We start from the raw sequence: 11,835 nt of genomic DNA on the forward strand, positions 1-11,835 counted from the left end.
AGGTCGGCCGGCAGCGTGGTGCTGCCGGCCGCCAGTTCGGCCAGGTGCGGCAGGCGCAGGCCGATGCCCGCGCCGAGCCGGCGCTGGGCCGGCTGCCCCCGGTCAAGTGTCCCGTGCATCAGGGCAGGATCAGGCCGCGGTCAGCGAGCCCGTGCCCTTGGGCGTCTTGATCTTGGTGCAGGTGCCGGCCGGCACCAGCTTCCAGGCGTTCTTCTGATAATCCACCTTCGACGTGCCGGCACAGCTGGTGCCCGCACCGGCGGCGCAGTCATTCTGGCCCGCCTTCGCGACGCCAAAGCATTTTTCCATCTTGGGCTTGTCGGCTGCGGTTGCGGCGCTGGCCGCCAGGGCGGCGAGCACGGCGGCGCCCAGAATCGTCTTGCTGTTCATGGTTTGCCTCCAGTTGCCGCCATCCGCTGGGGAGCGCGGCTGCCGCCAAATCGGGGCAAGGCGGCAGCCGCGCTGGTACCGGCGGGGAGGCGGACATCGTTCATCACCGGCACTGTCCCCAATTTCGCGGCAGCCTCGGGATTGGTTACAGATCGCCGCCATGTAACCATCATGCAGGCTGGTGCGGACAAGCCAGTGCTGCCACCATGGGGAGGCGGCAACAGGCGCAGCGGCATTCGCCCCGGCGCCAAGCTATGGAGATGAACATGCTCGCTACCCGTATTTCCCTCGCCACTGCCGCCGCTGTCGTGGCGGTTTCCGGTGGCATCGTCGCCCAATCGGCGGCAGCGGCCGAAGAAAAGGTCGTGCACTGTTATGGCATCAACACCTGCAAGGGCACTTCGGATTGCGCGACCGCCAGCAGCGCCTGCAAGGGCCAGAATGCCTGCAAGGGCCAGGGCTTCAAGGCGCTCACCGTGAAGGCTTGCAAGGCCGCCGGCGGCCGGCTGACCGAGAAGTAAGCCGGCGCGGGGCCGGCCGCATCCCCGGGGCCGGCCCCCCACCGACCTGTCTGCGCCTGGCGCTGGAGGACGTGCATGATCCCGCCGCTGACTCGCAGCCTTTATGGCCTTGGTCTGCGGCGGCCGCATCACGATCTGTTTCTGGCCGGCAATGTGCCGGTCGATTTCGTGGAAGTGATTTCGGAAAATTTCATGGTCGATGGCGGCCGGCCCGCCGATGTGCTGGCCCGGGTGCGCCAGCATCATGATGTGGTGCTTCACGGCGTGTCGATGAGCCTGGGCACGGCCACCGGCCTTGATGCGGCCTATCTTTCCCGCCTGAAGCAACTGGCGGATGCGATCGAGCCGCTGTGGGTGTCCGACCATCTGGCATGGACGGGCATCGACGGGGTGAACAGCCATGATCTGTTGCCCATCCCCTATACCGAAGAAGCGCTGACCATCGTCTGCCGCAATATCGAGCAGGCGCAGGCGGCGCTGGGCCGGCCGCTTCTGGTGGAAAATCCATCGACCTATCTGGCGTTTCGCGCCAGCCGCATGACCGAATGGGAGTTCCTGGCGGCACTGGTGCAGCGCACCGGCTGCGCCCTTCTGCTGGATGTGAACAATATCCATGTTTCGGGCCACAATCACGGCTGCGACCCGCTGGCCTGGCTGGACGGCATCCCCTGGGATGCGGTGCGCCAATTGCATCTGGCTGGCCCAAGCCAGGGCGCTGATGGCCTGCTGATCGACACGCACGACACGCCGGTGCCGGAACCGGTGTGGGATCTTTATGCCGAAGTGCGCCGCCGCGCCGGCCCGGTGGCAGTGATGATCGAACGGGACGATGATATCCCGCCGCTTGCCGATCTGCTGGCCGAACTGGACCGCGCCCGCGCCGTGGACGCGAAGGTGAGCCTGTGACACTGGCCCGGTTCCAGCGGCAGTTTCAGGCCGGCCTCATCGCCGGCGATCTGGGTGCCCTGGCCGATGCCGTGGAGCGCCCTGCCGGGCTCGCCGTGCATACCCATGCCGCTCGCGCCATGCTGGTGGATGGGCTGGCCGACAATTTCGCGAAAACCCTGCATTGGCTGGGCGGCGAGGCCTTTACTGCGCTGGCCCTGGCCTATGCCGCGATCAGCCCGTCGAGCAGCTGGACGCTGGCCGATTATGGCGATGATTTTCCGGAATATCTGCGTCGCCAGCAACCGGATGAACGCGAAGTGGCGGAACTGGCAGCGCTGGATTGGGCCTTGCGCAGCGCCTTTGCCGCAGCCGATCCGCAGCCGGCCACATGGGCCCAGGATCCCGATATCGATTGGGAAGCCCTGCGCCTGAAACTGGCACCCGGCACCTCGTTGCTGGCCTTTGCCACCAATGCCGATGCGATCTGGGCCGCCATTCCCGCCCAGCCGATCACCGCGGCCATGGCGCCGGGCCTGGTGCTGGTGTGGCGCGACCGGCTGGAGCCGCGCTTTCGCCGCACTTCAGCCGGGGAGGGCGAACTGCTGGCGGCACTGGCAGCCGGGCAGCGCTTTGGCCCGGCCTGTGATGCCAGCGGGGCCGACAGCCTCGCCATCGGAGCCTGGCTGCGTGAATGGCTCAGTGCCGGGCTGGTGGTGCCGCGGGGTTGAGCTGGCCGGCACTGGCCAGCACCAATATGGTGAGGTTCATCACCCCAAAGGCCAGCAGCGCACTGATCGCCCCTGCCGGCGCCGATCCCAGCAGCAGCGCATCATTGCCGCCGGGAATGAGGCCGATGCCCAGCATCATCAGCAATCCGCCCAGCAGGCTGCGCACCACTGCCAGCCAGCCCCGCCATTTCACATGCAATTGCCCGGCCATCCAGCCCGAGGCCAGCGCCCCCGCCAACGTGGCCAGCGTGACGCGCACGGGTGCGCTGCCACCGGTGGCGTGACCGCTGGCCAGGGCCTGCACCTGTTCGATCACCACATCGGCCCAGGTCCAGCCAGGCATGGCGACAAACAACAGGCTGCCGGCGCCCCCCATCATCGCCATGGTAACGGCCAGCCGCCGCGCGTCTGGCCCCTGGCGCACCAGCCAGCGCCAGGCCAGCGCCAGCAGCACGGCCCCCATCGCCACCAGCATCAGGCCAGCCCGATCGGGATGGGCGAACCGGCTGGGCGCCACCATCACCCGCCAGCCCAGCGCCCGGCCCAGCATGTCGCCCGCTACGATGCCCACGGGCAGGCCGATCAGATGAACCTCGCCGTTGCCCATCCGCCACAACGAACCCACCAGGCAGGCGCCGTTCACCACTGCGCCAACGCCCAGCAACACACCGCCCAGCACCAGCGGCAGGCCCAGCGGTGCATTGCCCGGCAGCGTCGCGCCGCGTCCCAGCATCCAGGCCAGCGGCAGGCACACCAATGTGGCCGCGCCGCTGGCCAGCACGAAGCCGATCAGCAACCGTGCATCGCGCCGATCAATCCAGTGGCGCACCGCCAACACCCCGCAGGTGCCGCCCTGATGCGCGGCAAAGCCAACGATGGCCGCAGCGAAAACACAGGCCAGCATCAGCATCATGACATGTCGTTTCCCTGTTGGGTGATCAGCCGCGCCGACGACTCGAAGGTCAGATAGCGCCACAGCCAGTTTGCCCCCACCACCAGTCGGTTGCGGAAGCCGGCCAGGAACCACAGGTGCACCGTGCACCACAGCAGCCAGCCGGGCAGGCCAGACAATTGCAGCCAGCCCAGATCGGCAACGGCATGCGACCGGCCGATGGTGGCCATGCTGCCTTGGTGGCGATAGCGGAACCGCGGCGCAGGCTGCTGCTGCCGGCGGGCGATGATGGCGCGGGCGGCATGTTCGCCCATCTGCTTGGCGGCGGTGGCGACTCCGGGCACGGCCGCGCCATCGGCATTGCAGGCCGCCGCCGTGTCGCCAACCACAAAGATCTCCGCATCATCGGGCAAGGCCAGATCCGGCCCGACCAGCACCCGCCCGCTGCCATCGGCCGCCGCGCCCAGCCAGCGTGCAGCCGGCGATGCCGCCACGCCGGCCGCCCAGATGGTGACGGCGGCGGGCAGGCGGGCGTCGCCGATCATGATCTGCCCGGCTGCGAGCGCTGTCACCCGGGCATTGAGACGGATTTCCACCCCCAGCCCCATCAGCGCGCGGGAAGCAGCAGCGGAAAGCGCTTCGGGCAGCGCCTTCAGCAGCCGGTCGCCACTGTCCACCAGGATCACGCGCACGCAATTGCGGGTGATATGGGGAAAGTCGCGCTCGGCGGCATGGCGGGTCAGTTCGGCGATGGCACCGGCCAGTTCCACCCCGGTCGGTCCGCCCCCGACCACCACGAAAGTGAGATGATCGGCCCGCGTCTCGCGCTGCTCGGCGCGCATGGTCTCGGCCCGTTCCAGCGCCAGCAACAGATCGCGCCGCACGCGGATGGCATCGTCGATGGTCTTGATGCCCGGCGCATGGGCCGCCCATTCGGGATTGCGGAAATAGGCATGGCGAGCGCCGCTCGCGACCACCAGTTGGGCAAAGGTGATGTGGCCGCCGCTGGCCAGTTGCACCGATCGGGCCACGCGGTCGATCCCGACAACCTCGTCCATCAGCACGCCTACATCCGGCAGATCGCGCAGGATGGTACGGATGGGGGCCGCGATATCGGCCGCAGACAGGCCGGCCGTGGCCACCTGATAAAGCAACGGCTGGAAGAGATGGTGATTCTGTCGATCGATGACCACGGTGCTGATCCCGGCGGCACCCAGCGCCCGCGCTGCGGCCAAACCGGCAAAGCCGGCGCCGATGATCACCACCGGGGCGTTTTCCGTCCGTACCGCATTGGCCATGATTGCGTGTTCGGCAGCGGCAGCATCCCCGTTACATCGCCCACTGGCGCTGCGGCGGCGGCCCGGTCTATCACGCGGTCATGACGCCGATTGCGCCCGCCCTGCAGGCCGAAACCGAACGCCTTGCACACCTTGCCGCCGATTATGACGGGCTGGTGGCAAAGCTGGCAGCCCTGGGCGCTGGCCGGCGGGCGCCGCAGGTGGGGCAGCACTTCCCCGGCTTTGCCTTGCCGGATGCCGCCGGGCGCTTTCACACCCTGGCCGAACTGCTGGCGCCTGGAACGCCCTTGGTGATCAGCTTCCATCGCGGCCTGTGGTGCCCCTGGTGCCGGGTCGAAAGTGCGGCGTGGGGTGATGCCGCCGAAGCATTGGCGGCAGCCGGCTCGCGCCTGATCACGATTTCCGCCGAACTGGCCGGGCAGGGCACTGCCCTTGCGACACGCGCCGGCGGACTTGGGCTGGTCGACGTCGATCTGGGCCTGTGCCTGGCCCTGGGGCTGGTGATCAGCATTCCGGCCGAACTGGCAGCGACCTACCGCGAGGGCGGTGATGATCTGGCGGCGCTGTTTGGCGGCAGCGGGCGCCTGCTGCCGATTCCGGCCACCTATCTGCTCGATGGCGGCGGGGTGGTGCGTTTTGCCTTCGTCGATCCCGATTTCCGTCGCCGGGCCGAACCGGCGGCCGTGATCGCCGCGCTGGGCTCAGCCTGAGGGACTGTCCCACTGGCGGGCCCGGCTGGCCCGCACGAAACTGTCGGCCGCCAGGCTGCGGCGCCGGCCCTGAATGCCGGCCAGCACCACATCGGCACGGACGGCGGCGCCCGCCACCGGAATCGCGCACATGGCCGGTTCGCGCGGATCGGGCATGAAGCCGGTGCCCAGCCCGGCGCTGATCAGCCGTTTCAGCTGGCCGATATCGCGCGCGGCATGGCGCAGGGTGAGCGACATGCCCACCACTTCAGCCTGGCGGCGCAATGCCGCCAATCCTTCGCAGGCATGATCGATCAGTGGTTCCCGCAGCAGATCGGCCATCGTCACCATGGCCTGGTTGGCCGCCGGATGGTCGCGCCGCACCACCATGCGATACTCGTGGCTGAACAAGCGCCACGCTTCGAAACGTTCAGGGGTATCGGCCGGTGCCTCGATGATCATCAGGTCAAGCTGGCCTGCCAGCGCCTGTTCGAGCAATTCGGCGCTGGTGCCGCCCACCACATTCAGCTGCAGGCCCGGCATGGCCTCGCCCAGCTCGGCCAGCACGGCATCGAGCGTGGCCGATTCGACCAGCGAACATACACCCAGCACCAGCGGTGCGACCTGCCCCTTGCCGAACCCCTTGGCCAACGCCTTGGCATCTTCGGCGGCACGATAGGTGCGTTCCAGGTGCGGCAACATCAGGCGGCCGAGTTCGGTGAGGTGGGTGCGGGCCCGCTCGCGCCGGAACAGGGGGCCGCCCAGTTCCTCTTCCAGTTTCTGGATAGCGCGGGTGAGCGACGGCTGTGCGACATGGCATTGCTCCGCCGCGCGGGTGAAGTTCAACAGTCGCGCCGCCGACAGGAAGTAGCGGATCTGGTGCATTTCCATGACGCTGTTCATCCTAACATTGTTGCAACGCACCACAAGGGGTGTGGGCCGGTCATAGCCTGCCGGCATCAAACCCATGCACCCTTCATGGCTGTGCCTTCTGTGCATCCCCGGCGACAGTAAGCCGGGTGATTGGAGGGCAGTCCATGACCAGACAGGTAAGAACAGGTGCTGCGGTCGCTGCGGCACGGCCAGACATGACCGCACATTGGTCGGGGCTGATCGAACGCGGGCGCAGCGGCGACCGGCGCGCCTATGACACGTTGATGGCCGAAGCCAGGCTGTGGCTGGCGCGCTATTTCCGGCGGCGCCTGCCGATGGCCCATGTCGAGGATGCGGTGCAGGAAACGCTGATCGCGCTGCATCACCGCCGGCATGATTTCGATTGCACGCAGCCGCTGCGGCCCTGGCTTGCCGCCATTGCCCGCTTCAAATGGGTTGATCGGCTGCGGGCGATGGAGCGCGAGCAATTGCTGCCGCCGATGGACAGTTTTTCGGCCAGCCACGAAATCGATGTCGTCAGTTGCCATGCCGTGCGCGGCCTGCTTGGCCGTTTGCGGCCGGCCCAGGCCGATGCCATCCGCCTGGTCAAGATCGATGGAATGTCGATCGTCGAGGCCTCTGCGGCCAGCGGGCAGTCGGAATCGCTGGTCAAGATCAACATCCACCGCGGCCTGAAGCGACTGGCCTGCGAATTGGTCTAGGCCGCCAATCCTCCCCCCTCAGGGCGGCCGGTCACCATCCCCGCCTGATCATTGTGCTCCAGCTCCCAAGGCAGTGTGCTTTCGGGAGCACAATGCATTCGTTTCGCGCTGGGCGTTTGTGACAGAAGCTTGACTACGAGAACGTTCTCATTTACCGAATCTCGATAGTGAACGTTCACAACCGCCGCAAATCATAGCGTCGGATGAGCGATCTGGGGGAGAGAATCGCTGATGATCATGTCGTTACGTCCGGCTATGGGCCGTTTCATGGTTGGTGCTTCCGTGCTGGCCCTTGGTGTTGCTGCGCAGCCAGTGATGGCGCAGGCGCAAACGGCTGCGGCCGCCGACGCCGGTGACGAGGAGATGATCGTCGTCTCCGGGATTCGGGCCAGCTTGCAGAAATCATTGAGCGTCAAGCGTGATGCCTTGGGTGTCGTCGACGCCATCTCGGCCGAAGATATCGGCAAATTCCCCGACACCAACCTCGCCGAATCGCTGCAGCGCATCACCGGCGTGTCGATCGACCGTCAGAACGGCGAAGGTTCGAAGGTCACGGTTCGCGGCTTCGGCCCCGATTTCAACCTGGTGCTGCTGAACGGCCGCCAGATGCCGGCTTCGGGCCTGGGCAGCTGCTGCGAAGCGCCGGCCTCGCGCAGCTTCGATTTTGCCAACCTCGCCGCCGAAGGCATTGCCGGCGTGCAGGTGTACAAGTCGGGCCGCGCCACGCTGCAGACCGGCGGTATCGGTTCGGTCATCAACATCCAGACCCCGCGTCCGCTTGATCGCCCCGGTTTCAAGGGCAGCATCTCGGTCAAGGGCATGATCGACCATACCTTCCAGGACACCAAGGTGACCCCGGAAGTGTCGGGCATCCTGTCCAAGACCTTTGCCGATGATCGCGTCGGCATCCTCGTCACCGGCATCTATCAGCGCCGCAAGGCGAGCCTGGCGCAGTTCAACGCCGGCTGGCGCGAAGGCTATCTGGGCAATGAAAACAACTGGGGCTCGCTGCCGGTTGATGCCAATGATTGGCGCGGCAATTTCGCCAAGACGCAGAACCGTCCGGGTCCGAATGATACCTATCAGGTGACCCAGAACGCCGGTTATGATTTCACCGATATCGATCGTGAACGCATCAACGGCCAGGTCGTGCTGCAGGTGAAGCCCACCGACACGCTGAACATGGTGTTGGACTATACCTATTCGCAGAACACCATCGATGCGCGCACCAACAGCATCGGCGTGTGGTTCAACCACAACAACACCAGCAGCAGCTGGACCAATGGTCCGGCCGCTGGCCCCAATTTCTATGCCGAGGATTTCGGCGCGGGCGAAGGCAAGGACCTCGCCATCACCGGGGCGCTGGCTGCCAATCGCAACATCAACAAATCGCTGGGCGGCAACATCAAGTGGGATGGTCCCGGCGGCCTGCGTGTCGAACTTGATGCCCATCATTCGACCGCGGAAAGCAAGCCGACGTCGCCCTTTGGCAGCAACAGCGCCGTCGGCAGTGCCATTTACGGTGTGGCCAGCCAGAAGGTGGATTTCACGACCGAAATGCCGGTGATTTCCGTTGCCCTGAACCCGGGTGTGAACTTCGCGGCCAGCAGCATCCGCCCGGCCGGCAACAGCTTCCGCAATGCCTATATGAAGGACACCATCAACGAGGTGTCGCTGCGCGGCGGTTATGATTTCGAATCCGATCTCATCGACAGCCTCGATTTCGGCGTGACCTACACCGAGAACAAGGTGCGTTCGGCCTTCAACGTCATCCAGAACGACAGCTGGGGTGGCACGCTCAGTGCGGCCGACACGCCGGATTCGCTCTACACCATCACGGGCCTGCCGGACCGGCTGCAGGGCATGAACGGCAGCCAGGCGCCGGGCATCATCCCCAACTATTTCCAGGTTGATACGGCGGCGCTGGTTGGCTTGCTGCAGAGCCGGCTCGGCATCTGCAACGCCAGCACGGTGCAGGGCGCCTGCCTTGCCAGCTTCAGCGCGCCCGGCGCCACCGATCGCCGCATCACCGAAGAAACCTGGGCGCCCTATATCCAGTCGACCCACAAGTTCGATCTGGGGGATATGCGCGCCAACGTGCGGCTCGGCCTGCGCTATGAAAAGACGCGCATCAACTCGACGGCCCTGGTGCCGGTGCCAACCGGCGTCGTCTGGGTGGCCGATAACGAAATGAGCCTGGTTGGCGGCAATGCCTCCTCGTTCAACACCCTGCGCGGTGAGTATGACAACTGGCTGCCGGCCTTCGATTTCGATCTGGCACCGGTGGACAGCATTCGTCTGCGCGCATCGTACAGCCACACCGTCACCCGTCCGGATTACACCAGCATGCAGGGCGGCATCACGGTCGCCCAGCCGCTGCGACCCAATGGCGGCAGCACGGCCAGCAGCGGCAATCCCGGTCTGCTGCCGTACAAATCGAAGAACATCGATCTGTCGGCGGAGTGGTATTACGGCAGGGACAGCTATGTTTCGGTGGGCTTCTTCCACAAGAACGTGAGCAACTTCATTGCCAACACCACTACCCAGGGGCCGCTGTTTGATCTGCCCAACCCGGCGCAGGGCGCCGCGGTGCAGGCAGCGCGGGCGGCGCTGGGCGGCAACCCCAACTTCGCTGCCATTCTTGGTTGGCTGGCCGTGAACCGCCCCAGCGTGGTGCGCTTCAACAATGGCGTTGCCGATGGCATCATCGGTCAGGCGGCCGATCCCGACGTGGTGTTCACCGTCACCCAACCGGGCAACAGTGCCCAGGTGGCCAAGCTGCATGGCTTCGAATTCGCCGTTCAGCACAGCTTCTGGGACACCGGTATTGGCGTCATCCTGAACTACACCATCGTCAACAGCGACACGAGCTTCGACAACACGCTGCGCTACACCGCCACCCAATTCGCGGTGAACGGGGTCAGCGACAGCGCCAACGCCGTGCTCTACTACGACAAGAACGGCATCCAGGCCCGTGTTGCCTACAACTGGCGTGATGGCTTCCTGTCAGGCTATGGCTTCGATCCCTTCTATGTTGATCCTTATGGCCAGTTCGACGTTTCGGCCTCGTGGGAATTCAAGAAGGGCCTGACCGCCTTTGTTGAAGGCATCAACATCACCAATGCTGATCGCCGCGGCCACATGCGCAACGATCAGACGGTGTTCTTCGCAGCGCCAGGTTATGCCCGCTACACGGCAGGGGTGCGCTTCAGCTTCTGACCGGGTCACCGGCCGGGTCGCAGGGAGAGCCGCGCGCGTAAGCGTTGCGGCTCTTCTTCTGCTCTGCCAGTGTCTGCCTGTGGGAGAGAGAGTGCGTGAGGGCTGAACAGCCATTTCAGGTGGTGATCGTCGGCGGCGGCAGCGCGGGCTGGCTCACGGCCTGTGTGCTGGCGGCGCGGCATCCGGGCCTCGCCATCACCCTGGTGGAATCACCCGATATCCCGACCATCGGCGTGGGCGAGGGCACCTGGCCGACCATGCGCGAAACGCTGGCCGGCATCGGCATTTCCGAAGCGGAATTCCTTGTCGCCTGCGATGCCTCGTTCAAACAGGGATCGCGCTTTGATGGCTGGCGCACGGGGGAGGCGGGGGACTCCTATCTCCACCCCTTCACCCTGCCACCGCCCGGCGACATGGCGGCACTGCTCCATGCATGGTCTGCGACCGGCAGCGGTTTTGCCGAGGCCATGACGGCACAAGCCGCCGCCTGTGCCCAGCATCTGGCGCCGCGCCAGCGCGGCATGCCGGATTATGCCGGGGCGCTGAACTACGCCTATCATTTCGACGCCGGCAAATTCGCCCGGCTGCTCACCCGCCACGCCACGCAAGCCCTGGGGGTGGCCCACATTGCCGCCAATGTCACGGCCACCACGGCAGCGGCCAACGGCGATGTGGCGACGCTGGTGCTGGCTGATGGGCGCGCGCTGACAGCGGACCTGTTCATCGATTGCACCGGTCAGGCGGCGCGGCTCATCAATGGCCATTGTCAGGTGGAATGGATCGACCGGTCAGACGTGTCGTTCAACGATCGCGCCCTGGCTGTACAGGTGCCGGTGCTGCCCGGCAGCCCGGTCGCTTCGCAGACCATCGGCACCGCCCACCACGCCGGCTGGCTCTGGGATATCGCACTGCCCACCCGGCGCGGCATCGGCTGCGTCTATGCTTCGCGTTTCATGCGTGATGACGAAGCCGATGACGTGCTGCGCGCGCACGTTGCCGCGCAGGTGCCGGGGGCAGATGTCACCGCACTGGCCCCGCGCAAGCTCAGCTTTGCCACCGGCCACCGGGCGCGCTTCTGGCAGGGCAATGTGGTTGCCGTTGGCCTTTCGGCGGGTTTTATCGAGCCACTGGAAGCGTCTGCCATTGTGCTGATCGAACTTTCGGCCCGGGCGCTGGCCGATGCCTTGCCGGCCAGCCGCGATGCGATGGCGGTGCATGCCGCGCGCTTCAACGAGATGTTCCGCACCCGCTGGGATCGGATCGTCAATTTCCTCAAGCTGCACTATGTGCTGAGCCGCCGGACCGAACCTTATTGGCTGGCGCAGCGCGATCCGGCCACCATCCCGCAGCGCCTTGCCGATGATCTGGTCCTCTGGCGCGAGCATCCGCCATCGGCCCGCGATTTCCCGCTGCACGACGAGATGTTTCCGGCGGCCAGCCAGGCCTATGTGCTTTATGGCATGGGCCATGGCTTGCCGCTCCCGCCGCCTGCCGCCGCCATCACCGCCGCCGCTGCCCGGCTTGCCGAAGTACAGGACCGGGCCCGCCGCATGGCTGCCGGTCTCCCCGAAAACCGGACCTATCTTGCCGCCATCGCGGCCCAGGCCGCTTGAGG

The 11,835-nt window shown here is 66.1% G+C and carries 11 protein-coding genes; 7 read left to right on the forward strand and 4 right to left on the reverse strand.

Annotated elements, in window-relative coordinates:
- Positions 1 to 129: 129 nt before the first annotated feature.
- Entirely contained in the window at positions 130 to 390 is a 261-nt protein-coding gene (locus D619_RS0114630; protein WP_017669352.1) for a DUF2282 domain-containing protein, read from the reverse strand.
- 260 nt (positions 391 to 650) lie between these two features.
- Here D619_RS0114630 and D619_RS0114635 point away from each other — a divergent pair, with 260 nt between their 5' ends.
- From D619_RS0114635 to D619_RS16895, 3 genes are all read left to right on the forward strand, one after another.
- Entirely contained in the window at positions 651 to 911 is a 261-nt protein-coding gene (locus D619_RS0114635; protein WP_026091089.1) for a hypothetical protein, read from the forward strand.
- A 78-nt stretch (positions 912 to 989) separates the two neighbouring features.
- A complete protein-coding gene (locus D619_RS0114640; RefSeq protein ID WP_193743319.1) occupies positions 990 to 1,817 on the forward strand; it encodes a DUF692 domain-containing protein in 828 nt (275 codons plus the stop codon).
- Positions 1,814 to 2,527 carry a DNA-binding domain-containing protein gene (locus tag D619_RS16895; RefSeq protein WP_017669355.1) on the forward strand — a complete coding sequence of 238 codons (714 nt, stop codon included), beginning with the start codon at positions 1,814 to 1,816 and terminating at the stop codon, positions 2,525 to 2,527. Before D619_RS0114640 ends, D619_RS16895 begins: the two co-directional genes overlap by 4 nt.
- On the opposite strand, the gene D619_RS0114650 is transcribed toward D619_RS16895, so the two are convergent.
- Together D619_RS0114650 and D619_RS0114655 are read right to left on the reverse strand one after the other, a co-directional pair.
- A complete protein-coding gene (locus D619_RS0114650) occupies positions 2,496 to 3,440 on the reverse strand; it encodes a YeeE/YedE thiosulfate transporter family protein (protein ID WP_020480509.1) in 945 nt (314 codons plus the stop codon). The two genes, D619_RS16895 and D619_RS0114650, sit on opposite strands and share 32 nt — an antisense overlap.
- Complete coding sequence (locus tag D619_RS0114655) at positions 3,437 to 4,717, reverse strand: NAD(P)/FAD-dependent oxidoreductase (RefSeq protein WP_017669357.1); 1,281 nt, start codon at positions 4,715 to 4,717, stop codon at positions 3,437 to 3,439. The genes D619_RS0114650 and D619_RS0114655 overlap by 4 nt, the downstream gene beginning before the upstream one ends.
- An 80-nt stretch (positions 4,718 to 4,797) precedes the next feature.
- Here D619_RS0114655 and D619_RS16900 point away from each other — a divergent pair, with 80 nt between their 5' ends.
- Positions 4,798 to 5,427 carry a redoxin domain-containing protein gene (locus tag D619_RS16900; protein ID WP_017669358.1) on the forward strand — a complete coding sequence of 210 codons (630 nt, stop codon included), beginning with the start codon at positions 4,798 to 4,800 and terminating at the stop codon, positions 5,425 to 5,427.
- On the opposite strand, the gene D619_RS16905 is transcribed toward D619_RS16900, so the two are convergent.
- The gene (locus D619_RS16905; RefSeq protein ID WP_017669359.1) at positions 5,419 to 6,309 is read right to left on the reverse strand and encodes a LysR family transcriptional regulator; all 891 of its coding nucleotides are present in this window, start codon (positions 6,307 to 6,309) and stop codon (positions 5,419 to 5,421) included. The genes D619_RS16900 and D619_RS16905 overlap by 9 nt on opposite strands.
- Positions 6,310 to 6,494: 185 nt before the next feature.
- Between D619_RS16905 and D619_RS0114670 the strand changes: the two genes are divergently transcribed.
- The 3 genes from D619_RS0114670 (at position 6,495) to D619_RS0114680 (ending at position 11,833) form a co-directional block, all read left to right on the forward strand.
- Positions 6,495 to 7,001 (forward strand): sigma factor, encoded by a 507-nt coding sequence (locus D619_RS0114670; protein ID WP_017669360.1) that lies wholly within the window; start codon positions 6,495 to 6,497, stop codon positions 6,999 to 7,001.
- Between the two features lie 267 nt (positions 7,002 to 7,268).
- Positions 7,269 to 10,220: a TonB-dependent receptor gene (locus tag D619_RS0114675; protein ID WP_243442657.1), complete on the forward strand. Its 2,952-nt coding sequence runs from the start codon at positions 7,269 to 7,271 to the stop codon at positions 10,218 to 10,220.
- A 95-nt stretch (positions 10,221 to 10,315) separates the two neighbouring features.
- Entirely contained in the window at positions 10,316 to 11,833 is a 1,518-nt protein-coding gene (locus tag D619_RS0114680; RefSeq protein ID WP_033373748.1) for a tryptophan halogenase family protein, read from the forward strand.
- Positions 11,834 to 11,835: the final 2 nt, after the last annotated feature.

The sequence above is a fragment of the Sandarakinorhabdus sp. AAP62 genome, from assembly GCF_000331225.1.
GTDB lineage: Bacteria > Pseudomonadota > Alphaproteobacteria > Sphingomonadales > Sphingomonadaceae > Sandarakinorhabdus.